The 25923-nt window shown below is 69.0% G+C and carries 19 protein-coding genes and 5 tRNA genes; 13 read left to right on the top strand and 11 right to left on the bottom strand.

The genetic code is table 11. The annotated features are described in order from the left end of the window. Positions 1–185 precede the first annotated feature (185 nt). Positions 186–1028 carry a hypothetical protein gene (locus tag ACFY6U_RS31365; protein ID WP_390043583.1) on the top strand — a complete coding sequence of 281 codons (843 nt, stop codon included), beginning with the start codon at positions 186–188 and terminating at the stop codon, positions 1026–1028. Between the two features lie 619 nt (positions 1029–1647). Continuing rightward, on the top strand, positions 1648–1854 hold the full coding sequence (gene bldC / locus ACFY6U_RS31360; protein WP_003949541.1) for a developmental transcriptional regulator BldC: 207 nt from the start codon (positions 1648–1650) through the stop codon (positions 1852–1854). 490 nt (positions 1855–2344) lie between these two features. On the opposite strand, the gene ACFY6U_RS31355 is transcribed toward bldC, so the two are convergent. The 4 genes from ACFY6U_RS31355 to ACFY6U_RS31340 all read right to left on the bottom strand — a co-directional run bounded on the left by ACFY6U_RS31355 (position 2345) and on the right by ACFY6U_RS31340 (position 7760). Then, the gene (locus ACFY6U_RS31355) at positions 2345–2536 is read right to left on the bottom strand and encodes a DUF6274 family protein (protein ID WP_351485509.1); all 192 of its coding nucleotides are present in this window, start codon (positions 2534–2536) and stop codon (positions 2345–2347) included. Between the two features lie 482 nt (positions 2537–3018). Continuing rightward, a tRNA-Asp gene (locus ACFY6U_RS31350) sits at positions 3019–3093 on the bottom strand. Positions 3094–3187: 94 nt separating this feature from the next. Further along, positions 3188–7132, bottom strand: a complete 3945-nt coding sequence (gene hrpA / locus ACFY6U_RS31345) for an ATP-dependent RNA helicase HrpA (protein WP_390043581.1) — start codon at positions 7130–7132, stop codon at positions 3188–3190. Between the two features lie 334 nt (positions 7133–7466). Next, the gene (locus tag ACFY6U_RS31340; protein WP_390043579.1) at positions 7467–7760 is read right to left on the bottom strand and encodes a hypothetical protein; all 294 of its coding nucleotides are present in this window, start codon (positions 7758–7760) and stop codon (positions 7467–7469) included. 377 nt (positions 7761–8137) lie between these two features. Here ACFY6U_RS31340 and ACFY6U_RS31335 point away from each other — a divergent pair, with 377 nt between their 5' ends. Next, positions 8138–8467 carry a PH domain-containing protein gene (locus ACFY6U_RS31335; RefSeq protein WP_390043577.1) on the top strand — a complete coding sequence of 110 codons (330 nt, stop codon included), beginning with the start codon at positions 8138–8140 and terminating at the stop codon, positions 8465–8467. A gap of 38 nt (positions 8468–8505) precedes the next feature. On the opposite strand, the gene ACFY6U_RS31330 is transcribed toward ACFY6U_RS31335, so the two are convergent. From ACFY6U_RS31330 to ACFY6U_RS31315, 4 genes are all read right to left on the bottom strand, one after another. Then, positions 8506–8579 (bottom strand) — tRNA-Phe (locus tag ACFY6U_RS31330). 24 nt (positions 8580–8603) lie between these two features. Then, positions 8604–8678 (bottom strand) — tRNA-Asp (locus ACFY6U_RS31325). A gap of 37 nt (positions 8679–8715) precedes the next feature. After that, a tRNA-Glu gene (locus ACFY6U_RS31320) sits at positions 8716–8788 on the bottom strand. An 81-nt stretch (positions 8789–8869) separates the two neighbouring features. After that, complete coding sequence (locus ACFY6U_RS31315) at positions 8870–10558, bottom strand: metallophosphoesterase (protein WP_390043575.1); 1689 nt, start codon at positions 10556–10558, stop codon at positions 8870–8872. A gap of 105 nt (positions 10559–10663) precedes the next feature. Here ACFY6U_RS31315 and ACFY6U_RS31310 point away from each other — a divergent pair, with 105 nt between their 5' ends. The 6 genes from ACFY6U_RS31310 to ACFY6U_RS31285 all read left to right on the top strand — a co-directional run bounded on the left by ACFY6U_RS31310 (position 10664) and on the right by ACFY6U_RS31285 (position 18481). Continuing rightward, positions 10664–11017: a metallopeptidase family protein gene (locus tag ACFY6U_RS31310; RefSeq protein WP_351485499.1), complete on the top strand. Its 354-nt coding sequence runs from the start codon at positions 10664–10666 to the stop codon at positions 11015–11017. Positions 11018–11102: 85 nt separating this feature from the next. Continuing rightward, a complete protein-coding gene (locus tag ACFY6U_RS31305) occupies positions 11103–11627 on the top strand; it encodes a hypothetical protein (protein ID WP_390043573.1) in 525 nt (174 codons plus the stop codon). 528 nt (positions 11628–12155) lie between these two features. Continuing rightward, on the top strand, positions 12156–14351 hold the full coding sequence (locus ACFY6U_RS31300) for a DEAD/DEAH box helicase (protein ID WP_390043571.1): 2196 nt from the start codon (positions 12156–12158) through the stop codon (positions 14349–14351). A 184-nt stretch (positions 14352–14535) separates the two neighbouring features. Continuing rightward, positions 14536–16659, top strand: a complete 2124-nt coding sequence (locus ACFY6U_RS31295; protein ID WP_390043569.1) for an FG-GAP repeat domain-containing protein — start codon at positions 14536–14538, stop codon at positions 16657–16659. 113 nt (positions 16660–16772) lie between these two features. Beyond that, on the top strand, positions 16773–18299 hold the full coding sequence (locus ACFY6U_RS31290; RefSeq protein WP_390043567.1) for an amino acid permease: 1527 nt from the start codon (positions 16773–16775) through the stop codon (positions 18297–18299). A 109-nt stretch (positions 18300–18408) separates the two neighbouring features. After that, positions 18409–18481: transfer RNA gene (locus tag ACFY6U_RS31285), tRNA-Lys, on the top strand. Between the two features lie 154 nt (positions 18482–18635). Here the strand turns inward: ACFY6U_RS31285 and ACFY6U_RS31280 are convergent. Continuing rightward, entirely contained in the window at positions 18636–19136 is a 501-nt protein-coding gene (locus ACFY6U_RS31280) for a hypothetical protein (protein ID WP_390043565.1), read from the bottom strand. 404 nt (positions 19137–19540) lie between these two features. Between ACFY6U_RS31280 and ACFY6U_RS31275 the strand changes: the two genes are divergently transcribed. Next, positions 19541–20398: a hypothetical protein gene (locus tag ACFY6U_RS31275; protein ID WP_390043563.1), complete on the top strand. Its 858-nt coding sequence runs from the start codon at positions 19541–19543 to the stop codon at positions 20396–20398. Positions 20399–20933: 535 nt separating this feature from the next. On the opposite strand, the gene xerC is transcribed toward ACFY6U_RS31275, so the two are convergent. Both xerC and ACFY6U_RS31265 read right to left on the bottom strand, forming a co-directional pair. Then, on the bottom strand, positions 20934–22337 hold the full coding sequence (xerC, locus tag ACFY6U_RS31270; protein ID WP_390043561.1) for a tyrosine recombinase XerC: 1404 nt from the start codon (positions 22335–22337) through the stop codon (positions 20934–20936). Continuing rightward, positions 22334–22999, bottom strand: a complete 666-nt coding sequence (locus ACFY6U_RS31265; protein ID WP_390043559.1) for a helix-turn-helix domain-containing protein — start codon at positions 22997–22999, stop codon at positions 22334–22336. Before ACFY6U_RS31265 ends, xerC begins: the two co-directional genes overlap by 4 nt. A gap of 111 nt (positions 23000–23110) precedes the next feature. Here ACFY6U_RS31265 and ACFY6U_RS31260 point away from each other — a divergent pair, with 111 nt between their 5' ends. The 3 genes from ACFY6U_RS31260 to ACFY6U_RS31250 all read left to right on the top strand — a co-directional run bounded on the left by ACFY6U_RS31260 (position 23111) and on the right by ACFY6U_RS31250 (position 25920). Next, complete coding sequence (locus ACFY6U_RS31260) at positions 23111–23350, top strand: hypothetical protein (protein ID WP_390043557.1); 240 nt, start codon at positions 23111–23113, stop codon at positions 23348–23350. Between the two features lie 326 nt (positions 23351–23676). Continuing rightward, a complete protein-coding gene (locus ACFY6U_RS31255; RefSeq protein ID WP_390043555.1) occupies positions 23677–24864 on the top strand; it encodes a DUF3631 domain-containing protein in 1188 nt (395 codons plus the stop codon). Positions 24865–25074: 210 nt separating this feature from the next. Further along, entirely contained in the window at positions 25075–25920 is an 846-nt protein-coding gene (locus tag ACFY6U_RS31250; RefSeq protein WP_390043553.1) for a DUF2637 domain-containing protein, read from the top strand. Positions 25921–25923: the final 3 nt, after the last annotated feature.

The raw sequence follows: 25923 nt of genomic DNA, 5'->3' as shown, positions 1-25923 counted from the left end.
GGGCCTGGCATGAGCGTAGAGCCATTGCCCGTACACCATCCGCGCAGTGTTCAGGATCACTCTCCCGTGCCGTCTGTGCACGTATGAGCGTGGGACGATTTGCTGTGGTTTCCGCGGCCGGCCCCGGTCGGCTCCGTCGTGGGTCCCGCTGGTTTCGAGCCCGGTCCGATGGGGAGGGAGCAGGCGTGCCCAAGGTGTCCTCGGTGGTCGTCCCCTACGCGACGTACCTGCGTGTGTACGAGCCGCTGGCAGCCTTCCCGGCCCGGGAGCGCGACCACTGGACGCGCTACGCCCGCCGTCCGGAGCGCCCCTCCTACCAGGACGAACTCCGGCGCTCCCTGGCAGACTTGCTGCCCACCCCGCCGATCGCGGTGCCGGTGCAGGAGAGCGGCGACGCGTTCGTCCTGGAGGTCGACGGCGTCGTCTGCGTCTGCCCGTGGCGGACCCGGTTGCGCGGCTGGCAGGCCCTGCAGGAACTCTCCGACGAACTGCCGAAGTCGGTCCTGGACGCGATGCTGCCGCCGGTCGTGCGCCGGCAGGCCACGATGGACTACGAGCGCTGGCTGGTCCGGAACCCCGACTGCCGGCCCTGGATCCGCACCGCGACCTGGCAGGTGCCGCTGAACTGGTTCGTGCTGGTCTCCGACGAGGAGCGCCGGTACGAGAAGGGCACCGCGGAGATCCCGCCGATGCTGCGCTACCGCACGCCCATGGTGCAGGCCCGGCGCCGGGTGGCCCGGGCGCTGCGCACGCTCAAGGACACCGTGGAGGAAGGGCCGCTGATCGACGGCCTGGTGGACGTCGGCCGGTGGCTGGAGGAGTTCCATCCGCGGTCGGTGGTCGAGCTGGACTACGGCGGTCTCGTGCACACCCTGCCGGCCGGGGACCTGGAGGACGACCATTCGGCGGCCGACGTGGCGGCCGGCATCGAGGCGCTGCGGCAGGGCGACGGGGCGGCGGCCGGGGAGGCGTACGGGCGGCTGGTGGAGCGCTGGCGGACCGTACGGGACCGCCGTTCGGCGAACTGAGGGCCGAACTGAGTGCCGGTGCCCACTGCTCCGTACTAGGTGACGGGGCGTCTGGTGCCGTTTACAACCGGATGACACCTGCGTGACGTGTGTGCGGTGAGTGACGTACGTCACGGCCCAGATGCCATGAAACAACGTACGTTGACGGCACTTCAGTGAACGCACGGGACGTTGGATCCCGATCCGGGCTTTTGCGTCAAGGGTGACGGATAGCACTTACACGGCTCTTGCGCCTCTTGCCACTCCTCGTGCCAAAATAGGACAAGGAGTCCGGGGAGGGCTCCATCCGTCCAAGTGTGGTGCACTGTGGGCGGATTCTCAGCATTACGTGCTTTGGGGGGTCTGGTGACTCCTGATCGTCCTGTGACTGATCGTCACAGTGGCGTGACTGTCCGCTATGGCATGGTCCATCGGCTTCCGCGGCTGATGCCTACCTGGGAGGGCAATTCCATCGGTTTGGCCGACGCGGCTGGACAGATGGTGTAGTTGTAGTGCCGAGGACAAGCCGTTCGTCCTATAACCGACTCGACTCGCGTCCGCCATTTCGGGCAACGCGGGTCAAGGTGCAGAATTTAGAGGAAAGAACCGAGAAGGTTCGGTTCTCCCGAGGAGGCCGCTCATGACCGCTCGCACCCCTGATGCCGAGCCGCTGCTGACCCCGGCTGAGGTCGCCACGATGTTCCGCGTCGACCCCAAGACGGTCACGCGGTGGGCGAAGGCCGGCAAGCTCACGTCGATCCGTACGCTCGGCGGACACCGCCGCTACCGCGAGGCTGAGGTGCGCGCCCTGCTGGCGGGCATCCCGCAGCAGCGCAGCGAAGCCTGATCCAACTGAATAGCGGGCAAACCGACCGGTCCCCCAACTGGCCGAGACGCCCGAAACCCTAGCTCCAAGCGACGCGGGACCTGCCCCAACAGGGCCCACGCCCAGGCCGACAAGAACTTCTCAGGCAAGCGACACAGGGTGCGTCGTAGATCGCGCTGGACTCCGCCGGGTCCAGCGCGATCTTTTTTGTGCGTCCATGGGGCCTTGGGCGACCCTGACCGGCGCCTCTGTGAGCAGCCTTGTCGGAGTCTGGGGATCACTGTCGGATCCGCTGTGCGGGCACCGGAGGGGGTCCTGGGCGGGGTCCACAGGGTGGTGCAATTGCACATATTAAATTGACCAGTTGTAGGAAGGGGGTAAGTACCGCCGTTTCGGAAACTCATGCGGTGACACCCGTCACATACCGCACGGGTTGTTTGTACTGCCCCGGGTGCGCTAGAGAAGCCTCGCGCTCCACCGGCCCTTGGGAGAACGGCGGTTGGGCCCACCGTCACGGGCCGACGGGGCCTTGGTCCTCCGTGGCGTCCTCGGGGGGCTCCGCGGCGTGCGGGGCGGAGTCCATGGCCAGCCGCAGCAACTGGTGGCAGACCGCACAGTGACGGGTCAGATGCCGGTACGACGTGGCGGCCGCCAGGTGGGCCCTCAGCAACGCCCGCGTCTCGTGCCGCACCGAAGCCGCCATACGCCACCTCCAGAAGGGGGCCGACACCAACCGGGCCCTCCCTCCTGGGTAGCCAGCGAATGTGACGCCGTCAAGGGCGCCGACCGCTACTCGCCGCGTGCCCGCCGCCGACCGTATGCGACCGATCTGGCCCTTTTCTGGCTCACTTGCCTCCGATAAGGATCTCTTCCGGCTCGCTTACTTCCGGGCCGCTTCTTACGGTCGTGGCCCTCGCCGCCCCCTCCGGCCTGTGGCGCCCCCTCTTGTCCGCCGCCGCGGCGGGAAAAATGGGCGGCGAAGAGGGGCTGGGCACGCGAAAGGCCCGCAACCCCTTGGCGGGATGCGGGCCTCGGCCTGGTGCGGTCCTGACGGGATTTGCTGAATCGGATTGCGGCTGCGCCGCGGGCGCGGCCTCCACCTTGACGGGGCGGTGAGAGGTGCCGGTGGCGGTGGTACGCGTGAGGCCCGCAACCCCTTGACGGGATGCGGGCCTCAGCCTCGTGCGGTCCTGACGGGATTTGAACCCGCGGCCTCCACCTTGACAGGGTGGCGAGCACTCCAAACTGCTCCACAGGACCAGGTTTCGCGGCACTTTGTCTTGCGTTGTGCTGCGAGAAGGACTGTACAGGAGGGGGTGGGTCCTGGTCGAACTCACCCAGCGTGGCCGGTCGGTTACGGAGCTGCCGTGTCGATCGCCTTCACGATCCGCTTGTCCGAGACCGGGTACGCCGTGCCCAGCGCATGCGCGAAGTAGCTGACCCGCAGCTCCTCCAGCATCCAGCGGATGTCCAGGACCTGCTGCGGCACCGGCCGGCCCTTCGGGAGCTGCTCCAGGAGCCAGGCGTACTCGTCCTGCATCTCGTGGACCTTCTCCATGCGGGTGGTGTCCCGCTGGACGTTCGTCGGCATCTGCTGGAGGCGACGGTCCGCCGCCACCAGATAGCGCATCAGGTCGGGGAGCCGGCGTATCCCGGCCCACGTCACGAAGCCGGGTTTCACGAGGGCGTCCAGCTGCTTGCGGACGTCCGTCAGGTTCGCCAGCAGCGCGGGGCTGCGTACGGCCTTCAGACGGCGCTCACAGGCCTGCCAGGCGGCAAGGACCTGCTGCACCTGCCCGACCGTCCGGACCGTCGTGTCGACGATCTCGGCGCGCACCTTGTCGAACAGCTTCCGGTACGACTCCTCGTCCCACGCCGGTCCCCCGAAGTCGGCGATCAGCTTGTCCGCCGCCGCCATCGCGCAGTCGTCGAACAGGGCCTGGATCGTGCCGTGCGGGTTCGCCGACAGCGCGAGCTTCTGGGCGTTGGTCAGCTTCTCCGACGCGAACTTCGCCGGGTTCACCGGGATGCTGCGGAGGATGAGCCGGCGCGTGCCCTTCCACATCGCCTCGGTCTGCTCCTCCTCGGTGTCGAAGAGGCGCACGGAGACCGTGTCGCCGTCGTCGACCAGGGCCGGGTAGGCCTTGACCGGCTGGGCCGCCCGGCGGGTCTCGAAGACGCGGGTGAGGGTGCCGATCGTCCAGTCCGTGAGGCCCTTGCGCTCCAGGGACTCGCCGCCCTGGCGCTCCGCGGTGGCCGCGGCGGCCTGGGAGAGGGCCTGGCGCGCCTTCGGCTTCAGCCGGAGCTTCAGCGTCTCCAGGTCCTTGTCCTCGGCCAGCTTCCGGCGCCGTTCGTCGACGATCCGGAAGGTGATCTTCAGGTGGTCCGGGACCTTCGCCCAGTCGAAGTCCTCGGCCTCGAAGGGCACGCCGACCATCCGCTTCAGCTCGCGCGTCATGGTCGTGGTGAGCGGCTCCTGAAGGGGGACCGCGGTGTCCAGGAAGCGCTTCGCGAAGTTCGGCGCGGGCACGTAGTTGCGGCGGATCGGCTTCGGGAGGGTACGGATCAGCTCCGTGACCACCTCTTCCCTGAGGCCCGGGATCTGCCAGTCGAAGCCCTCGTCCTTCACCTGGTTGAGGACCTGGAGCGGGATGTGGACGGTCACGCCGTCGGCGTCCGCGCCCGGCTCGAACTGGTACGTCACCCGGAACTTCAGCTGGCCCTGCCGCCAGGAATCCGGGTAGTCGGTCTTGGTGACCGCCCCCGCCGACTCCCGGATCAGCATCTCCCGCTCGAAGTCCAGGAACTCCGGCTGCTCGTGCCGCTTCCGCTTCCACCAGGAGTCGAAGTGGGCGCCGGAGACGACGTGCTCGGGCACCCGCTGGTCGTAGAAGTCGAAGAGCGTGTCGTCGTCGACGACGATGTCCCGGCGCCGGGCGCGGTGTTCGAGCTCCTCGACCTCGCTCAGCAGCCTGCGGTTGTCGGCGAAGAACTTGTGGTGGGTCCGCCAGTCGCCCTCGACCAGTGCGTTGCGGATGAAAAGCTCGCGGCTGACCTCGGGGTCGATCCGGCCGTAGTTCACCTTCCGGTCGGCGACGATCGGCACGCCGTAGAGCGTGACCTTCTCGAACGCCATCACGGCCGCCTGGTCCTTCTCCCAGTGCGGCTCGCTGTACGTCCGCTTCAGGAGGTGCCCGGCGAGCGGCTCGACCCACTCCGGCTCGATCTTCGCGTTGACCCGGGCCCAGAGTCTGCTGGTCTCCACCAGTTCGGCCGACATCACGAACCGAGGGGTCTTCTTGAACAGCGCGGAGCCCGGGAAGAGCGCGAACTTGGCGCTGCGCGCCCCCAGGTACTCGTTCTTCGCGCCGTCCTTCACGTCCTTCATGCCGATGTGCGAGAGCAGGCCGGCGAGGAGGGAGACGTGCACGCGGTCGCCGGGGGCGTCCTCCTCGTTGAGGTGGATGCCCATCTGCTTGGCGACCGTGCGCAGCTGCGTGTAGATGTCCTGCCACTCGCGGATGCGCAGGAAGTTGAGGTACTCCTGCTTGCACATGCGCCGGAAGGAGCTGGAGCCGCGCTCCTTCTGCTGCTCCCTGACGTACTTCCACAGGTTGAGGAAGGCGAGGAAGTCGCTGGTCTCGTCGCGGAACCGGGCGTGCTGCTGGTCGGCCTGGGTCTGCTTCTCGGCCGGGCGTTCGCGCGGGTCCTGGATCGAGAGCGCGGCGGCGATGACCATGACCTCGCGGACACAGCCGTTCTTGTCGGCCTCCAGGACCATCCGGGCGAGCCGCGGGTCGACGGGCAGCTGGGCGAGCTTGCGGCCGGTGTCGGTGAGTCGCCTGCGGGGATCCTTCTCGGCCGCGTCGATCGCGCCCAGCTCCTGGAGCAGCTGCACGCCGTCCCGGATGTTGCGGTGGTCCGGGGGGTCGATGAAGGGGAACTTCTCGATGTCGCCGAGGCCGGCCGCGGTCATCTGCAGGATGACGCTCGCCAGGTTCGTACGGAGGATCTCCGCGTCCGTGAACTCCGGCCGGGAGACGAAGTCGTCCTCACTGTACAGCCGGATGCAGATGCCGTCGGACGTACGGCCGCAGCGGCCCTTGCGCTGGTTCGCGCTGGCCTGGCTGATCGCCTCGATCGGCAGCCGTTGCACCTTGGTGCGGTGGCTGTAGCGGGAGATCCGGGCGAAGCCGGGGTCGATGACGTACTTGATGCCCGGGACGGTGAGCGAGGTCTCGGCGACGTTGGTCGCCAGAACGATCCTGCGACCGGTGTGCGGCTGGAAGACCCGGTGCTGCTCGGCGTGCGAGAGCCGGGCGTAGAGGGGGAGGACCTCGGTGAACCGGTAGTTCTTCCTGGTGAGCGCGTCGGCGGTGTCCCGGATCTCCCGTTCGCCCGAGAGGAAGACGAGGATGTCCCCCTGCCCCTCGCCCTGAAGCTCCTCCACGGCGTCGCAGATGGCGGTGATCTGGTCCCGGTCGGCGTCCTCGGCGTCCTCCTCGAGGAGCGGCCGGTACCGCACCTCGACCGGGTACGTCCGGCCGCTCACCTCGATGATCGGGGCGTCGCCGAAGTGCCGGGAGAACCGCTCCGGGTCGATGGTGGCGGAGGTGATGACGACCTTGAGGTCGGGCCGGCGCGGCAGCAGCTGGGCGAGGTAGCCGAGCAGGAAGTCGATGTTGAGGGACCGCTCGTGGGCCTCGTCGATGATGATCGTGTCGTAGGCGCGCAGCTCGCGGTCGGTCTGGATCTCGGCGAGCAGGATGCCGTCCGTCATCAGCTTGACGAAGGTGGCGTCGGGGTTCACCTGGTCGGTGAAGCGGACCTTCCAGCCGACGGCCTCCCCGAGCGGCGTCCGCAGCTCCTCCGCCACCCGCTCGGCGACGGTACGGGCGGCGATCCGGCGGGGCTGGGTGTGCCCGATCATGCCGCGCACGCCGCGCCCGAGCTCCAGACAGATCTTGGGGATCTGGGTGGTCTTCCCGGAGCCGGTCTCGCCGGCGACGATCACGACCTGGTGATCGCGTATCGCCTCGGCGATCTCGGCCTTCTTCTGGCTGACGGGCAGCTGCTCGGGGTACGAGACGGCGGGCACGACGGCGCGCCGGCCGGCCATCCGTTCCTCGGCCCTGGCCACCTCTGCCTCGATCTCTGCGAGGACGGCGGCCCGGGCCTCCGGCTTACGGATCTTGCGCGCACCTTCCAGCCTGCGCCCGAGCCGGTGCGCGTCGCGCAGTGAGAGCTCGGTCAGGCGGGGGGCGAGGGGGCCGAGGGCGGGGGCGGGATGCGTAGACATACGCGGTCCAGGATCTCACCTCGGGGAAATTCATGGCGAACGCATTTGCCTCCGGCGGTTCGGCCGACGGTGCCGGGGGCGGGCGCAGTGTTCCGGGTGCGGGTGGGTGGGGGTTGCGCACGCAGTTCCTCCCCCAGCCTTCGGCCGGGGGTACCCCCAACGCCCCTTGCGGGGCGTTGTCCAGCCGTGTCCTTCAACCTTGCCGCGGGCAGTCGTGCCTCCCTCAGTGCCTTAAGGGCCTGGGAGGTGCCCCCAGAGCGGCACGGGTGGGCGCTGGGGGTCCCCGGCCGAAGGCTGGGGGAGGCACCCCGCCGGCGCCGGTGAGTGAAGCCCCCTACGGGGTTCGCTGGGTGGGAGGGGTGGGGGTTTCGGCGGGGTGTGTGGAGGTGGCTGCTGCGAGGGACTTCGCCGTGTTCGATACGGCCTTGATCCCCAGGTACGCCGTGGTCATGCTGCTCACCGCAGTGAAGGCGGCGGTGAGGACGCCGATGATCACCGACTCGTTGCCGTTGAGCCGCCAGACGCCGAAGACCGCGACCGCGGCGATCGCGAGGTTGCTGACGACGACGGCGAGGAGGCCGTAGCGGGCACGGTCCTTCTCCAGCTGTATGTCCTGATCCCGGCTCATCTTCCCCACCCTGGTGACGTGTTGACCCGCCAGAACCTAGCGGCGGCGGGCCGCGCCGCCAAGGAGGTTCAGGACGCGGCGGGGAAGACGTCGTAGTCGCCCGCCAGGTCCGCGTACACGTCCACGGAGGTGGTACCGGCGTACTGGGTGTGGGACTGGAGGCCGACCGCGGCGATGGTGACCGACGACGAGGCGGGGCGGCGGGCCGCTGTCAGACTGCACGGATGACTGAGACGGTCTTTCGGTACACGCGCAGGCAGCGCTTGGTGATGTGGGCGTTCGCGTTGGGGATGGCGGGGTGGGCCGGGGCGGTGAGTGTACGTGCGGCCAGGTACCTGGCCGACGGCCAGACCGGGTCTGCCGTGGGACTGTGGTGCATGTTCGGACTGATACCGACCGTGCTGTTCGTGCCACTCGCGGGGATGCCGACGGGCTGGACGCGCATCGACGGGGAGGGCTTGCGCACCCGGGGGATGACCGGGCGCCGACGCGTGGCCTGGAGGGACATCGAGAGCATCCACGCGCTGGAGGGCCGTGGGCGCAACGGGAGCATCACCCAGATCGGAGTCACCCGGACCGGCGGCACGTCGTTTCTGCTGCCCATCCCCTTCTCCTCGGGAAGGATCGCCGAGGATCCCGATTTCTACGACAAGCTGGAGCTGATCCGCCGGGAGTGGAAGAAGCACACCGCAGCGGGCGCGGCATGAGAACAGCCCCTCCGGAATCCCGGAGGGGCTGTCTGTTGTGGCTGGGGCCGGGGTCGAACCGGCGACCTATCGCTTTTCAGGCGATCGCTCGTACCAACTGAGCTACCCAGCCACGAGGTTTCACGTGAAACCTCAGCGGTCCTGACGGGATTTGAACCCGCGGCCTCCACCTTGACAGGGTGGCGAGCACTCCAAACTGCTCCACAGGACCAAGCTGTGTGTGCAACAGTGTCGCACACGATCTTGCGTGCCCCCAACGGGATTCGAACCCGTGCTACCGCCTTGAAAGGGCGGCGTCCTAGGCCGCTAGACGATGAGGGCTATCGGCCCGCCTGGGCGCTTCGTCAGCGCGTCGGGGACGTGAGAAGCATATGGGATGGCGGGGAGTATCGCCAAAACGGTTTACGGCGCCGAGGGCGAGGGTGTGCTGGTCGTGCCTCCTGAGGGTGACGGGCTCTGCGACGGGGACGGGGCCGCGCCCGGTTGGTTGTCCTCCGGGAGGTGACGGCTGACCTCGGCCGTCGTCTCGCCCAGGCCGCCCAGCTTGATCTCGTCCCAGGCCTGGAGCCGGCGGCTGTCCCGGTCGAAGTAGAGGATCGAGGCCTCGATCGGATCCGGGTACTTGCCCTCGACGGCCCGGAGGCCGCTGCCGCCGGTGGAGCCCTCCACGCGGAGCCGGGTGCCGTGCGCGAGGAGCTCGGTCTGCTCGTGGTGGAGGTGGCCCGCCAGGACCAGGGGCACCTCGCCGTCCGTCATCCGGGCCGCCGACGGTTCGTGGGCGATCGCGACGTCCACCGGGGTGTCGGCCGCCCGCTGCTCCCGCAGGGCCGTGGCGAGGCGGTCGCCGGCCAGTTCCTCGGCCGCGTCGCCACCGGGGACGGCGGAGCGGTCGGGGGTGAACTGGGGGTCGCCGATCCCGGCGAAGCGCAGCCCGGCGATCGTCTCGGCGCGGCCGTCGTCCAGGACGTGCACGTTCTTCATGCGGGAGAGGTAGCGCTGGGTGGTGCGGGAGTCGTGGTTGCCCCGGACCCAGACGTACGGCACGCCCAGGTCGGCGATGGGGTCCAGGAAGCCGTTCTCCGCCGCGGTGCCGTGGTCCATGGTGTCGCCGGAGTCGACGATCACGTTCACCTTGTACTGCTCCACCAGCGAGGCGATGATCTTCCAGCTCGCGGGGTTCAGGTGGATGTCGGAGACGTGCAGGACGCGCAGGGTGGCCGGGTCCGGGGAGTAGGCGGGGAGCGTGGACGTGACGTCGTACAGCTTCGTCACGTTCGTCACCAGGCGGGCCAGTTCCTTCTGGTAGACGTCGAATTCGGTGACGATGCTGCGCGCGTTGCCGACCAGTGCCGGGGCGGAGGAGAGCAGGCCGGAGAACCTCGGCTCCAGGACCGACTCGGGGTTCCAGGTGGCGAACGCGGTCGCGCCGGACGAGGCGAGCAGGGCGAGGGCGAGGCCGCCGGCGGTCAGGGCGCGGCGCGGGCGGCGGTAGACCGCGAGGCCGAGGGCGGTGGCGCCGGCGACGACGGCCACGCCGGAGCGTAGGGCCAGGTCGAGGGTGCCGTGCTCGACGTCGTGGGCGACCTCGTCCTGGAGTCCGGAGAGGCGTTCGGGGTGGTCGACCAGTGCCTGGGCGCGGACCGGGTCGAGCTGGTCGACGTTGACGTCGAGGCGGACGGGACCGTTGTGGGTGTCCAGGTAGAGGGCGCCCAGCGGGGAGACGTTGATCTTCGTGCCGCCGGTGAGGGACGGGCGCAGTGTCATCGTCGTGTCCATCGGGCCGACCTGGGCGCGGACGTTCCCGACGATCAGCAGGCCGAGCCAGGCGCCGACGAGGACGACGGCGGTCAGGCCGAGGACGCGGCTCCAGGCGGGCGGCCGGTGTGCCTCGGGGGCCAGTTCCAGGACGGGCAGCGGGGCCCGGGCTCCGGTCCGGCCCGTCCGGACTCCGACCCGGCGTGCGGCCGCCCGGAGACGGGCTCGGGTGCCGGTGCGGGTTCCGGTGCGGGTTCCTGTGCGGTCTCTGGTTCGGGTCTCGGTCTGGGCTCGGGTTCGGGTCTGGGCTCGGGTTCGGGTGCGGACGCGGGCCATTGGTGCCGTATGCCCAGGCTTGGGGGCTGATATGCGGGGGCTCGTGGCTCACATGTCCGGGGTTCACGACTCTCGTACGGACGTTCCGTACCGGACAATGGGCCTGTGCTGGAGATGACGCGCGAGGAGTTCGAGGAACTGGTCGCCGAGGCGCTCGACCGGATCCCGCCGGAGCTGACCCGGCTGATGGACAACGTGGCGGTGTTCGTCGAGGACGAGCCCGACGATCCGTCGGACCCCGAGCTGCTCGGGCTCTACGAGGGGACTCCGCTCACCGACCGCGGGGAGTGGTACGCGGGTGTGCTGCCGGACCGCATCACCGTCTACCGCGGGCCGACGCTGCGGATGTGCGCGTCGCGCGAGGAGGTCGTCGCGGAGACCGAGGTGACGGTGGTGCACGAGATCGCCCACCACTTCGGCATCGACGACACACGCCTGCACGCGCTGGGGTACGGCTGACGGGTGCCGTGCCGGTTGCGTGTCCTCTTGTGGGCGGCGGGAGTTGGGCAGGTTGACTCTTTCTCCGCCCCCGGAGGTGGCCGCCGTGCGCCCCTTGAACGTACCCGTCCGTCTGGCCGTCACGGTGATGGCGGTCGCGGCCGCCGCCGGCTGCGTGAACGTGGGCGACGACGCGGGCAAGGCCAGGCCGTCGCACTCCGCGGGGCACCGGGACGGTGACGTGACCGACGGCGGGTCCGGGGTGTCCGGCGAGGGCGGTGCGGGGTACGGCGGCGCGGTGGCCGACGGGAAGCGCGGGCACGGGGAGAAGGCGAAGCCGGGGGAGTCGTCGTCGGCGTCCGCCAAGCCGTCGAAGGGGGCGAGCGCGGCGCCTGCCGGACCGGCGAAGCCGGGCACGAGCGTGGTGCCGGGGGTGCCGGCCGGGCCGACGGGGGACCCGACGACGCCCGCGCCGCCGGCGGCCTCGCCCACCCCGCCGCCGGACTCCCCCACCCCGCCGCCTCCGGCGACGGACCCGCCGTCGGCCGAGCCGTCCTCGTCGGCACACGAGGACACGGGGACCCAGCTGGTCCAGCGGGAGCCGGCACCGGTGGCGGGGACACCGGCGTAGGGGCGCGGGGTGGTTCCGGCACCGCCGGGACGCGCCGCGGGGGCTGAGCGGCGTTGCGGCGGAAAAAATTTCGGGGGCGGACGCGCGACCCAGGCGACGGGCGAGTCCCGGGCGGGGGACCGGAGTCTCGGGCGGCGGGCCGGTTCGGGGTGGCTGGAGAAGGCGGTCTCGGGCGAGGGAAGAAGATGGGTGGGGTCGGGTGTTGGGGGGTCTGTAGGGCTGCGCGTCCGGTCTATCCGACCCGGTGTACGTGATCTGTGTGATCCGTGCGCCGAAGGATCGGCGTGAGCGTCGATGGGGTTGTGGTGAACCTGCTGTGAGCTGCGAGGTTGTGGCTCGGTTTGCCTTCGTGGGTGTTGGGTGCGTATGGTGGTAGATCGTTTGATCCCATTTGCCCGGCGCCACCGCAGAGCGCGCCGTGTGGCGCGTACTCTCCCTTGCCGTGGCGGACCGCATTGAGGCGGTCGTGAGCGAATCACGGAGTTGACGGGCGCGTGCCGACGAGACTCCGGAAGGTTTCGCATTCGCATGTCCGTGTCCAGTAATGATCAGATCGTCGTGCCCGAGAACGTCCAGGACGACGAGCTGGTGACCCAGGTCTCCGAGGAGACCGCTGACACCACCGACACCACCCCCCAGACCACCTTCGCCGACCTCGGCCTCCCCGAGGGCGTCGTGCGCAAGCTCGCGCAGAACGGCGTGACGACCCCCTTCCCGATCCAGGCCGCGACCATCCCGGACGCCCTGGTCGGCAAGGACATCCTCGGCCGTGGCCGCACCGGCTCCGGCAAGACCCTCTCCTTCGGTCTGCCCACCCTGGCCACGCTGGCCGGCGGCCGCACCGAGAAGAAGCGGCCGCGTGCCGTCATCCTCACCCCGACGCGCGAGCTGGCGATGCAGGTCGCCGACGCGCTCCAGCCCTACGGCGACGTCCTCGGCCTGAAGATGAAGGTCGTCTGCGGCGGTACGTCCATGGGCAACCAGATCTACGCCCTGGAGCGCGGCGTCGACATCCTCGTCGCCACCCCGGGCCGCCTGCGCGACATCATCAACCGCGGCGCCTGCTCCCTGGAGGACGTGCAGATCGCCGTCCTCGACGAGGCCGACCAGATGTCCGACCTTGGCTTCCTGCCCGAGGTCACCGAGCTGCTCGACCAGGTCCCGGCCGGCGGCCAGCGCATGCTCTTCTCCGCCACCATGGAGAACGAGATCCAGACCCTCGTCGAGCGCTACCTGAACAACCCCGTCTCCCACGAGGTGGACGCGGCCCAGGGCGCGGTCACAACCATGTCCCACCACATCCTCATCGTGAAGCCCAAGGACAAGGCGCCGGTCACCGCGGCCATCGCCTCCCGCAAGGGCCGCACGATCATCTTCGTCCGCACCCAGCTGGGCGCCGACCGCGTCGCCGAGCAGCTGCGCGACTCCGGGGTGAAGGCCGACGCGCTGCACGGCGGCATGACCCAGGGCGCCCGTACCCGGACCCTGGCGGACTTCAAGGACGGTTACGTCAACGTCCTCGTCGCCACCGACGTCGCCGCCCGAGGCATCCACGTCGACGGCATCGACCTGGTCCTCAACGTCGACCCGGCCGGCGACCACAAGGACTACCTGCACCGGGCCGGCCGTACCGCCCGCGCCGGCCGCACCGGCACGGTCGTCTCCCTCTCCCTCCCGCACCAGCGCCGCCAGATCTTCCGCCTCATGGAGGACGCGGGCGTCGACGCCGGGCGTCACATCATCAACTCCGGTACGGCCTTCGAGCCCGAGGTCGCCGAGATCACCGGCGCCCGTTCGATGACCGAGGTCCAGTCCGAGTCCGCGGCCAACGCGGCGCAGCAGGCCGAGCGCGAGGTCGCCCAGCTCACCAAGGAGCTGGAGCGGGCGCAGCGCCGGGCCGCCGAGCTGCGCGACGAGGCCGACCGCCTGGTCGCCCGGGTCGCCCGCGAGCGCGGCGAGGACCCGGAGGCGGCGGTGGCCGAGGCGCAGGCCCAGGCCGAGGCCGCGGTGGTCGAGGAGGCCGTCGTGGCGGCCGAGCCGACGGTTCCGGCGGCGCGGGAGACCGAGCGCCGGGACAACCGGGAGCGCGGCTTCGAGAAGCGTTCCTTCGACCGGGACCGCGACCGCGGCGACCGCCCGTTCAACCGGGACCGCGACCGTGGCTTCGAGCGTCGCGACGACCGCCGTGACGACCGTGGCGGCCGCCCCTTCGAGCGCCGCGAAAACCGCGAGCGCGGTTTCGAACGCCGTGAGGACCGTCGCCCCTTCGACCGCGACGACCGTGGCGACCGTGGTGGCCGTTCCTTCGACCGTGACCGCACCGACCGTCCGTTCAACCGCGACCGTCGCGACGACCGCCCGGGCTTCCGCCGCGACGAGCGTCGTGACGACCGGGGCGACCGCGGCGACCGCGGCGACCGTGGCGGGTTCCGCCGTGACGACCGCGGTGGCCGTTCCTTCGACCGGGACCGTGACGACCGTGGCGGCCGCTCCTTCGAGCGCCGTGACGACCGCGGTGGCTTCCGCCGTGACGACCGTCCGTCCGGTCACCGTGGCAGCGACCGTCCGTTCAACCGCGACCGCCGCGACGACCGCCCGGGCTTCCGCAGCGGCGGCCACAGCGGCCACGACCGCCCGTTCGGCCGTCGTGACGACCACCGCGGCTCGTCCTCCGGCTCCTTCGGCCGCCGCGACGACAAGCCGCGCTGGAAGCGCAACGGCTGACACCGAGTGAGCTGAGGAAGGGCCCGTACGACGACCTGTCGTACGGGCCCTTCCGCGTTCCCGGACCCGCCGCCGGCCCGCTGCCGATCCGACAACGGCCCTCGGTTCACGGGCAATTCACTATCGATGTCTGTGTGCCGGTTGTTAACATCCTTTGACTTTTTTGAACTTCCTGGGGGGTTCCTTGAGCCGGCATGCCCGGATCGCACTCACTCTCGTCGGCCTGGCCGCCCTCGGCGCCGGTTCGCTGACCACCGCGGGCACGGCCGCCGCGGACACCACCCCGACGCCGATCACGACGGACGGCGTCTACGGCATCGATTACGCGGGTGGCTTCCTGACCACCGTGGAGAACGCGCCGAGCTTTGACCAGTGGGTGATCGGCAGACAGATCTCGGCCGACGGCTCCACGGTGCTGGAGAAGACGACCCGGGGATTCGCCGGTACGGACGCGGTCGGCAGCCATCTCCAGCGGGTGCCGTGCGACGAGGGTGCACGGGGCTGCGTGCCGATGCGTACCTTCGGCAACACCTACGTCGGCGACTTCATGGACGACGGCACCGGCAAGCAGATGGCCCAGATCTACCTGACCGAGGACTCGATGGACGGCGGGCCCGACCCGGTCGTCACCGGCGGCCGTTTCGTCGACGCCACCGGCCGCTTCTACATCTACCAGGCGTCCTCCACCGGCAAGCAGTACGTAGACGCGGTGCCCGCGTACCAAACCCAGAACGTCCGGCTGACCCGCTCCATCACCGCCGCCTCCGTGTGGGGTTCGACGCTGTGGACGCCGGGCGCCGGCAACGGCGTCGTCACCGGATACGACCTGAAGACGAAGAAGACGGTCGCGCCCGTCTCCACCGGCGCGCCCTGCACGGTCAAGGAGCTCCAGGTCGTCGGCCGCTGGATCTACTGGAACTGCGGCCCGACGGGCGCCGCGGGCGTCTACGACCGTACGGCGAAGAAGAACATCAAGGTGCCCTCCGGCCCGGTGCTCGTCGGCGACGGCTACCTCGTCCAGCACGACCGGACCGCCGGCAAGCTGATGCTGACGGACTTCCACACCGGTACCGCGGCCGCGGCGCGCGCGATCGCCGACCTGCCCGCCGGGCAGACCGCCGACCAGCGGCGGCTGACCTGGTCTGTGGACAAGTTCGGCGGCGACATCGCGTACGTCGGCCCGGACGACGTGATCCGGATCGTGCCGAGCGGGGTGCCGACGCAGCCCCTGGCGGGGATCGAGTCGGAGGTGGCCGACTGGGACGAGGACGCCCGGGAAGGCGCCACCGGCAACACCATCTGGGGCAGCGTCTGGCAGCTCAGCAAGCCCGCGAACTGGACCTTCACGGTGAAGGACACCCACGGGCACGCCGACCGCACCGTCAAGGGCAGCGGTACGTCGGTCAACATCGGCTGGGACGGGACGAACGACGCGGGCGGCTATCCGCTCAACGGCCCGAAGACCTGGACGCTGACCGCCACCGCCGTCGAGGGTTCCGGCACGTACACGACGAGCGGGAAGTTCGGCTACACCGGCGGCACGCAGGGCTTCCACGACCAGAGCGGGTACTACTACGGCGACCTGGCCACCCTCAGTTCCTCCGGCGGCCTCACGCTGCACTCCACCACGGGCAACGGCAGGTTCAGCGGGAAGTGGGCGGCCTTCGGCTGGGCGGCGGGCACGGTCGCCGTGCCCTTCGGGGACATGACCGGCGACCGGTGCGCCGAGATGCTGGTGCGGATGCCGAACGGGGAGCTGCGCCGATACACCGGCAAGTGCGGGGGCTCGTACCAGCCGTCCGACAAGCACATCTCCCTCGGGACCGGCTGGAACGCGTACAACGTCCTCACCGCCCCCGGCGACCTCACCGGTGACGGCCGTACCGACCTGCTGGCCCGCAAGGCCTCCACCGGGGACGTCTACCTGTTCGCCGACGCCGGCAACGGCAAGCTCAAGGCCGGCGTCAAGATCCGCACCTGGTCGGCGTACACGAAGATCGTCGGCGCCGGTGACCTGAACGGCGACGGCTTCGGGGACGTGCTGGCGGTCGACAAGGCCGGGACGCTGTGGCGCTACGACGGCACCGGGGCGGGCCAGGTCAAGGAGCGGGTGAAGGTCGCAGCGCACTGGAACGCCTCGTACAACGCGGTCGTGGGCGTCGGCGACATCACCGGGGACGGCAGGAACGACCTGGTGATGCGGGACACCGCGGGCAACCTGTACCGGCAGACGGGCACCGGCAAGGGGGCGTTCGCGGCCCGCGTGAAGATCGCGACGGGCTGGCAGGGCTACAAGGCGCTCTTCTAAGGCCTGTTCAGGCTCCTGTCCGGGCTTCTCGGGTCTGTTTCATGGCCGTTCCAGGCTGTTTTCGGCCAAGCTGTGACGCATGTCACGCCCCCGGTGAGGGAATCGCTGGGGGCATGACAGATGACGCGACAGCCAAGTCGCCCTCGGGCGCCCTCTCCGACGAGGAACGGCTGGCCCAGCTCGGCTACACCCAGGTCCTGGCCCGCCGTATGTCGGCCTTCTCGAACTACGCGGTCTCCTTCACGATCATCTCGGTCCTCTCCGGCTGTCTCACCCTCTACCTCTTCGGCATGATCACCGGCGGTCCGGCCGTGATCACCTGGGGCTGGGTGGCCGTGGGCCTGATGACCCTCTTCGTAGGCCTCTCGATGGCCGAGATCTGTTCGGCATACCCCACCTCCGCCGGCCTCTACTTCTGGGCCCACCGGCTGGCCCCGCCCCGCAGCGCGGCGGCGTGGGCGTGGTTCACCGGCTGGTTCAACGTGCTGGGCCAGGTGGCGGTGACCGCGGGCATCGACTTCGGCGCCGCGTCCTTCCTCGGCGCGTACCTGAACCTGCAGTTCGACTTCAAGGTCACCCCGGGCCGGACGATCCTCCTCTTCGCGGGCATCCTCGTCCTGCACGGCCTCCTCAACACCTTCGGCGTCCGCATGGTCGCGATCCTCAACAGCGTCAGCGTGTGGTGGCACGTGCTGGGTGTCGCGGTCATCGTCGGCGCGCTGACCTTCGTCCCCGACCACCACCAGTCGGCCTCCTTCGTCTTCACGAAGTTCGTGAACGAGACCGGCTGGAGCAGCGGCCCGTACGTCGTCCTCCTGGGCCTGCTGATGGCGCAGTACACCTTCACCGGGTACGACGCCTCGGCGCACATGACCGAGGAGACGCACGACGCCGCGACGGCGGGCCCGAAGGGCATCGTCCGCTCCATCTGGACGTCGTGGATAGCGGGCTTCGTCCTCCTCCTCGGCTTCACGTTCGCGATCCAGTCGTACGACAAGGAGCTGACGTCCCCGACCGGCGCACCCCCGGCCCAGATCCTCCTGGACGCGCTCGGCGCCACCACCGGCAAGCTCCTGCTCCTCGTCGTCATCGGTGCCCAGCTCTTCTGCGGCATGGCGTCGGTCACCGCCAACAGCCGCATGATCTACGCCTTCTCCCGCGACGGCGCCCTGCCGTTCTCCCGCGTCTGGCACACGGTCAGCCCGCGCACCCGCACCCCGGTGGCGGCGGTCTGGCTCGCCGCGCTCTCCGCTCTCGCCCTGGGCCTCCCCTACCTGATCAACTACACGGCCTACGCCGCCGTGACCTCGATCGCGGTGATCGGCCTGTACGTGGCGTACGTGATCCCGACGCTGCTGCGGGTGCGCAAGGGAGACGCGTTCGAGCGAGGCCCCTGGCACCTGGGCCGTTGGTCGTCGGTCATCGGCGTGATCTCGGTGACGTGGGTCGTCGTCATCACCGTCCTGTTCATGCTCCCGCAGGTCTCCCCGGTCACCTGGAAGTCCTTCAACTACGCCCCGGTCGCCGTCCTGGCAGTCCTCGGCTTCGCCGCGATCTGGTGGCAGGCCTCCGCCCGCCACTGGTTCCTCAACCCGGACAGAGCGCGTTCGGAGGACTCCGCCAAACTGGTCGATCTCTGACCCACCGGACCACGCCCGTCCCACTTCTGCCACACGACGCGGCCACGACCCCGATACCCGATCGGCCAGACGCCTCCGTCCGGCTATGCTCGGGGAGGCAACATCGCCTGGGCCGTTAGCTCAATTGGCAGAGCAGTGGACTTTTAATCCATTGGTTGTGGGTTCGAGTCCCACACGGCCTACGGGTTGCAGGCAGGGGGTAGCCCCTCTGAGCTGCGGTGTAGCGCCCGGGTCGGCTTCGGTCGGCTCGGGCGCTTCCGCGTTTTCGAGGTCTTGCGTGAGCGATGCGTGAGCGGATGTGCCAGGGACCCTCCGCTGGGAGAGCCCCCGACTTGCTCATGCCGTCAGATCGAACTGCTTGAGCCAATCCGGATCGGCGTCACCGACCGTCGCAACGAGTCCGCCGCAGAGCATCACCATGTACAGGGTGAACGTGATCGGGTCGCCTCCGTAGTGCTCGATCGCCTCGTTGAGCGTCAGATTCGGCGCGTCCGGATGGCCGAGGAACCCTGCTGCTTGGACGAGGTCATCGTGCTTGATTCCCAGGCTGTCGGAGACCCATGTGACGGCGTCGCGCGCTTGGTCCTCGGTGATCTGCTCCCGTGCCGCGACAAGCCAGCCCATAAGGATCGCCCAGACTGCGGTGGGATCTGAAGGGTGCTCACCCTCAATGAACGAGGCCCCAGGCCCCTCGGAAGGGTTCTCCATCCAGGTTGCTATGTCTGCGCGCAGGCGCTTCGCGGTGCGGACGCGGGAGATCTCAGAGAGATCCGGCCTGACATCGCGCGCCGCCTTAGTAGCTCGTGCGCTCCGGCGGCGCTTGCTGTTTCGTCCCATGGACCGAGCATGACGTCCGTGTCCGCGAGAGGGAGTGGAAATGGCCCAGAACGTGGAGATCTGCTAACGATCAGGCGGGACGCCGACGCACGGTTCTAGCTGTCAGTTCGCCCTCCGGGCCGATGGCTTGAGCAGATGCCACGCAGGACGCGTAACTGGCCGTCATGGTCGACCTCATCTCGTTGCAACGGAAAGGTAGTTGCACGGGAGGGCTCCGACTGAGGTAGTCTGCCCGCCATCGACTTTGTCGACTGGGCGCAGAGGTCCAGGAGCTCCGGCGTGCGGGCCCGGTACTGCAATCGCCGTCTCACGGGTGTCAGTGCACTCACTCTGTAGAAGCGGTGCATGAAGCATCTGTTTTGGCGTGCGACTCAAACGCTACCGGGGGCGAGTGAGGCTTTTGCATGTCGAATTCAGCGAAAAAGCAGGCTGCGCGTTCCCGTATGAAGTACTCGGGTGAGTTGTACAAAGCGGCGCTTGCGGGAATCCCCAACGATCGTTCGCACGGCTTGGATTCTTTCGCACCACAACAACGTCAGTTGAATGCAATCCTTGCCCTTGGCCTGTTCAATCGAGGTGACGAGGGTGCGTCTCCGAAGCGATGGACGATCAGTTCTCTGACGTGGTACACAATTAAGGTTTCGCCGCGTTGGAACCGCTTGGTGTTTATCGCGGATGCGCCGATGAACGTTGCGCAGTATCTCGTCCCGGACAGTGAAAATTTCCTGCGGGTTCCAGGTATGCGCCTTAGAGGCGGAGTGTTCGGTTTCGGCTACGTGTTGGAGCATGTTCCGACAGGTGGGGAACTGGTAGTCACCGACGATCCAAACGGTAAAGTGGTTGGACGGCTGAGAACCACCGATCTTCGAATGCTGTCGCTCGATACCCCCTTGCTGTCAGAGGAAAAGCGTCTCTATGAGGCACTGCCCGTCATGGCCGCTGACGCGCAAACCCTGCTGGCGGGCGTTGCCGTGAGGATGTCCATGGCTGACCCGGGCCGACGCTGGGCCACGGGTAACTGGTATTGGGACCCGCTGCAGCGCATGGGCCATACGGAGGTTGCGGATTACGACGACCCCCAGCGGCGACTCTGGGGGGAGGGTGACGAGTGGGAGGCGCAATGGACGGGATATCCCTACGCGCAGGACGTTGCATTCGCGCTAACTGACCCTGAGGTCGGGGTGTGCGGTGCGAAGCTCTCTACGGGGCGGCGTGGATACGAGGTGTCCCTGGGAGGATCAGTACTCAAGATTCGACGCTGATCTAAACCGGGTAACCGAATTGATCAACCTTCCCATGTGGAGAGCTGTCGAATCATGATTGAGATCCCTCAAAATATCCTCGGAGGAATGCCGTGGTGGGCGTTTCTCTTCTTTCTCCCGCTGGCCTGGGCGCGGCTACTCCTGCCAAAGGAATCCAAATATCGCTACATGTGGTGGGTAGCTTGGTGGGAGCATCGGCGGAAGCGCGCTGCTATAAGGCATAGATCGAGGGATCGGGGACGAATGCCGCCGTCTCCATAACGATGCGATGGACCGCGGCCTCTACGCGGGTGTTCTCCCAGTCCGGGTGCAGGACGTGCTCCCTTGTATCGGTGCGCGCTGCATCAGCTTGTGTGAGCGGATGCGTCTGTGTCCTGCGGATCGGCTGGGGCCGAGGCGGACGGTTCGGCAACTGCCGGACGAGACCGGGGGATCAGCTTCGCTGCCTTCTCGGCGATCTCACGGTCCAGCTCAGGGAGCAGGCTCGTGTACGTGTCCGAGGCCAGCGTGATGGTGGAGTGCCGGAGGGTCTCCTTCACGGTGTGAATGTCGCCGCCGCCTCCGTGCGTGAGTGTTGCGGCGACGTGGCGTAGGTCCCGCAGGGTGATGGGCGGCAGGTCGGTCGTGGCGAGGATGCGGCGGAAGATCTCGGAGGCCGTCCCGGGGTGGAGCCAAGAGCCGTCCTCCTTGGTGAACACCTTCCCGGTGTCCTGCCAGGCGCTGCCCCACTTGGTGCGCTCCTTCTCCTGGCGGGCCTTGTGGTCTCCTGGCGGGCCTTGTGGTCGCGCAGCACGGCGATGTTCATGCTGTCGAGCGCGATCGTGTTCGCGCTGCCGTCCGTCTTCGGCTCCGACTCGTAGGGGTCCCAGCCGTCCACCACGATCTCCTTGGCCGGGGTGATGAGGCCGGCGGCGAGGTCGATCTCGTGCCAGTCCTGGCCGACCGCCTCACCGCGCCGGAGGCCGCGGGTGCCCATGAGGTGGAAGATCGCGTACAGACGATCGCCCTCGGCGGCGTCCAGGAAGGCGCCGAACTGCTGCGGAGTCCACACCATCACCGGACCGGGGAACTCGCCCGTCTCGCGCCAGCGTCGGACTCGCTCTTCGGTCCACAGAAGGGGCTTCGGGCGCCTGCCGGACTCCAACTCCACGTGGGAGGCGGGGTTGAAGGTGATGAGCTGCTGGGCGATGGCGGAGTTCAGGGCCGCGCGGAGGGTACGGCGGATCGCCTGGCGGGAGGCCGGGCCGGTGATCTTCCGGAACGGCTTCATCTCGGCGAGCTTGGCCCGTTCGGCCGCGAGCAGCTTCCGCTCGGCTCCTACGGGACGTCCGGGCTGGCTCGGCTTGCAGCGGGCGATCTGCTCGCGGCGGGCCTCGTTCTCGGCCGCGATCACCTCGTTCTCGTCGGCTATCGCATCGAACATCTCCACCAGGTGCCCGACGTTGAGCCGGTCGAGGCGTACGTGTCCGATGCGCGGCTTCAGGTGGACGCGGATGTGGGAGGCGTAGCCGTTGAGCGTGGTCTTGCGGCGCTTCTTCGCGGCGAACCACTGGTCGAGCCACTCGCCGACGGTGAGGCTGCCACGGAGGGCCAGGCCCGCGCGCAGACGGCGACGGGTCTCCTCGACGGCCGGCAGCGGCACCTTCTCACTTGCGACCTCCTCCAGCATGTCGACGAGACGCTGGAGGCTGTCGGGGTCGTCCTTGTCCGCCAGGGCGAGCAGGGAGCGCACGTGGTCGAGGTCCGCCTGGGCGTCCTTCAGGGACTCGTAGCCGGCGCGGCTGAAGGATCGGCGGGTGCCGTTCTCGCGGGGTGGCAGCTCCTGGCGTATGGAGTAGTAGCCGTGCTTGCGGCCCTTGCGCTTGGGGCACGATGAGCCGAGTTCCTTGCCGGTCTTCGGGTCGCGGCAGGAGCACCGGCGGTAGGTGGAGCCCTTCAAAGGCGTTCCTCCGGGGTGGTTTCGGTATCGGGTTCGGGTGGGTCGACGTCGCCCAGGGCGGGTGGCAGATGGGGTGGGGTGGCCCCGTCCTCGCGGAGGTCGCGGCGGAGGTGGCGGAGCCTGTACTTGGCGGAGACGGCCTGATCGGCGTACTTCGTACGTCTGCGCTCGGCCTCTTCTTTCTCGGCGCGACTGGTGGCCGTCTTGGCTGCGAACCGGGCCTGTTCCTGCTCTTCGAGCGCAGCAAGAGCGGTGCGGACGAGGCTGGCGTGAAGCTCGAAGTCGGTGACTAGGCCCGCGTCGTAGCCGGGCACGTCCTCCTCACCGGTGAAACGGCGCATGGCGTCCCAGGTGGGCACGAGGTGCTGGAACGGCAGCTCCTGGGTCTCCTCGACGTAGCCGACCGGGAAGATCAGGCAGACCGGGTACGTGTCCAGGGCGGCGGCCAGGACCATGACGTCCACGAGGGGGAGGTTGGCCCGGCGGCCGGACTCCATGTTGGCGATCACGTTCCGCGGGATGGGATGCCCGAGCTGCTCGCACCGGTCGGCCAGCTCCTGCGCGCTCCATCCCATCTCCTTTCGTCTGCGCCGGACTTCGCCGGCCACGTTGGCTTTGATCCGGTCGGCCCACTCTGGAACGTCGTCCTCATCAGCATCCACATCATGTTGTGTCACAAAGACACATTAGCTTGCGCATCCTGGTTGGTGGACGCCTGGAGCCGGACGTGACGACCGCGTTCGCCGACGGCTGTACCGAAAGGGGCGCACTGCATGCGCGAAGACGCGACGACCGGACATCTGAAGAGCTCGAAGGGGATGAGCCGGGAGGAGCTGCTCGCCCTCCCCGTCTCTGTTGACCTGGAGACGAGTAATCGAGCTCTGGGGCTCGGACGGAGCAAGGGATACGAGCTGGCGAAGCGGGGCGCCTACCCGTGCAAGGTGCTGCGGCTCGGCAACGCCTACCGGGTCGTGACCGCGGATCTGCTGGGCCTGTTGGGGCTGGCGGCGTGAAGGGGCGGCAGCGTAGCAAACGGTTCTGCGCTGAGCTGACACAGAAACGCTGGACTGTTGCCGGGGCTGGACGTACGGTCCGTGTTCCCTCGCGATCACCTGGTGCCCGCGAGAAGGCAACGGGCCCCCGGCGGTGCAACGCCGGAGGCCCTAGCAACCCCGTACGGCCCGTGAAGTACCAACCCGGCGGCAAGGGCGTGCAAGCCCGCCACCGCCAGACGAGGAGCTGCCCTGTGGAACATGCGGGAGCCGAACCCTATTCCGACCCCAACAAGCCTGCGTGGCCGCCGGTCACCGTCCCCGGTCAGCCGGTCGGCGGGCCTGAAATGTCTTCACCGGACACGGTCGCAAGCCCAGTTGAGGCACCGATCGGGTCGGCCGACTGCGAGGGCGCGCAGGTTCTGGCCGACCTGCGGGCGCAGATCAAGCGGTACGTGGTGATCCCGAGCGAGGAGGCTCTCACCGCGGTCACGCTGTGGATCGCGGCGACGCACCTGCAGCGGGCGTGGCAGCACGCGCCGCGTCTGGCGATCGTGGCCCCCGAGAAGCGGTGCGGCAAGTCGCGGCTGCTGGACGTGGTGACCGAGACCGTGCGTAACCCGCTGATCACGGTCAACGCCAGCCCGGCGGCGATCTTCCGCTCGATCGACGACGAGGACCCGCCGAGCCTTCTGGTCGACGAGGCCGACACCCTCTTCAGCACCGCCAAGGCGGCGGAGAAGAACGAGGAGGTGCGCGGCCTGATCAACGCCGGTCACCAGCGCAACCGGCCCACGCTGCGGGTGACTGGGCCCGAGCACAAGCCCACCGCGTTCCCCACGTTCGCCATGGCGGCGCTCGCCGGGATTGGTGACCTGCCCGACACGGTGATGGACCGGTCGGTGGTCATCCGGATGCGGCGCCGCGCGGCGGGCGAGAAAGTGGCGGCCTTCCGTACGACCCGGGACACACCCGCCCTGCACGCGATCCGCGACCGGCTCTCCGCATGGCTGAAGCCGCTGTACCAGCGGGCGCTGGAGATGGAGCCGCCCATGCCGGTCGAGGACCGTGCGGCGGACACCTGGGAGCCTCTGGTGGTCATCGCGGACCTCGCCGGCGGTGAATGGCCCGCGCTCGCCCGTACCGCCTGCCGCGTCATGACCGACTACGAGGCCGGGCAGGACGAGGAGGGCGGCCTGCGTACCCGCCTCCTGGTTGGCATCCGCCGGGCCTTCGCTGCCGAGAATGACCCGGCGGTCCTGGGCACTCGGCGCCTGCTGGAGCACCTCAACGCGGACAAGGAAGCCCCGTGGGCGGAGCACAGCACGAACGGCCTGACCCCGCGCGGCCTGCAACTGCTGCTCCAGCCCTACGGCATCAGCTCGGCCAACCGCCGCTTCCCCGACGGCACCCAGGCCAAGGGCTTCGCCCGCAACCAGTTCCTCGACACCTGGGCCCGCTACTGCCCGGAGCCGAAACCACCGGCCGAGCCTGCCCGGCCCGCGGTTGAGCCGCTGCCCGACACCGCAGCCTGACCCGCCTCGACCCGTCGCACTCGTCCCAGCGCAGGTCAGCGCGGGGACGAGTGAACGGCCCGCAACGAGTCGTCCCGACATCACGAGCCCACCCGTACCTGCTCTGACCAGGTACGCAACGAGTGGGACGAGTCACCACACCTCAACGGTGGCCGCCACTTCCCTCTGCCGGTGATCACCGCTGCCTCACTTCACCTGGAGCGCCTCGGCTTGACCTCCCCTACCCCTCCCGCGCCCTCCGCGATACCGGGCACCGCCGCGATCCGCGTCGGCATCGCCCTGCTCGCCGCGTTCGCCTTCGCCCTCTCCTACGACGCCCTGTGCCAGATGGCCGTCGCCATCCACGTCCGCGGGGTGCTCACCTACGCCTTCCCCCTCGTGATCGACGGCTTCATCGCCATCGGCGTCGGCGCCCTGCTCATGCTGCGCACTGCCCCGCTGCGCTCCCGCGTCTACGTGTGGGGGCTCGTCGGCGCGGCCACCGTGACCAGCATCTGGGCCAACGCCCTCCACGCCGTCCGCCTCAACCAGCAGGCCCGGCACGGCGATGGCCTCCGGCTCGACGACCTCACCGTCGGCATCCTGTCCGCCGTCGCTCCGCTCGCCCTGGCCGGTGCTGTCCACCTCTACATCGTCATCCGGCGGCACCCAGCGTCTCCCCACCAGGCAGGGAACGCGGCCGGGATCGAAGCGGCTGGAGATCATCACGACAACGACCGTGGCGGATTTTGTCCTCCGGCTCCGTTGGAAACCGATCGTGACCTCTCGGCCAGTGCGGCTGTCTCCGCCGAACCGGATTCCGACAGCGAGGTTCCGGCACATACCGCGCCTCCTCCCCGGCGTGCCGGTCGACCGCCCAACGCCTCGCTCGAAGAACTGGTGGCCATGGGGCGCCCGGTGGTCGAGCGCACCGGCCAGGTCGACCGAGACGCGGTTGCGGAGGAAATCCGGGAGGTGCAGGGACGCAAGGTCTCCAATGACCGCCTCCAGAAGGTGATCAACATCCTCGCCGAAGAGCACGACGAGGCGTCGGCCTCGATCGCCTCATCCGTCTGACGA

This window comes from Streptomyces sp. NPDC013157 (assembly GCF_042899865.1).
Lineage (GTDB): Bacteria > Actinomycetota > Actinomycetes > Streptomycetales > Streptomycetaceae > Streptomyces.
Note: the sequence above shows the minus strand (reverse complement) of the source record. Positions and strands in the feature narration are given on the sequence as shown.

Coding starts and splice junctions, on each gene's coding strand:
- ACFY6U_RS31255 (WP_390043555.1), top strand. CDS start 23,677: ATGTCTTCACCGGACACGGTCGCAAGCCCAGTTGAGGCACCGATCGGG.
- ACFY6U_RS31280 (WP_390043565.1), bottom strand. CDS start 19,136: ATGGGACGAAACAGCAAGCGCCGCCGGAGCGCACGAGCTACTAAGGCG.
- ACFY6U_RS31335 (WP_390043577.1), top strand. CDS start 8,138: ATGTTCGGACTGATACCGACCGTGCTGTTCGTGCCACTCGCGGGGATG.
- ACFY6U_RS31260 (WP_390043557.1), top strand. CDS start 23,111: ATGCGCGAAGACGCGACGACCGGACATCTGAAGAGCTCGAAGGGGATG.
- hrpA (WP_390043581.1), bottom strand. CDS start 7,132: ATGTCTACGCATCCCGCCCCCGCCCTCGGCCCCCTCGCCCCCCGCCTG.
- bldC (WP_003949541.1), top strand. CDS start 1,648: ATGACCGCTCGCACCCCTGATGCCGAGCCGCTGCTGACCCCGGCTGAG.
- ACFY6U_RS31340 (WP_390043579.1), bottom strand. CDS start 7,760: ATGAGCCGGGATCAGGACATACAGCTGGAGAAGGACCGTGCCCGCTAC.
- ACFY6U_RS31275 (WP_390043563.1), top strand. CDS start 19,541: ATGTCGAATTCAGCGAAAAAGCAGGCTGCGCGTTCCCGTATGAAGTAC.
- ACFY6U_RS31315 (WP_390043575.1), bottom strand. CDS start 10,558: ATGGCCCGCGTCCGCACCCGAACCCGAGCCCAGACCCGAACCCGAGCC.
- ACFY6U_RS31355 (WP_351485509.1), bottom strand. CDS start 2,536: ATGGCGGCTTCGGTGCGGCACGAGACGCGGGCGTTGCTGAGGGCCCAC.
- ACFY6U_RS31300 (WP_390043571.1), top strand. CDS start 12,156: ATGTCCGTGTCCAGTAATGATCAGATCGTCGTGCCCGAGAACGTCCAG.
- ACFY6U_RS31290 (WP_390043567.1), top strand. CDS start 16,773: ATGACAGATGACGCGACAGCCAAGTCGCCCTCGGGCGCCCTCTCCGAC.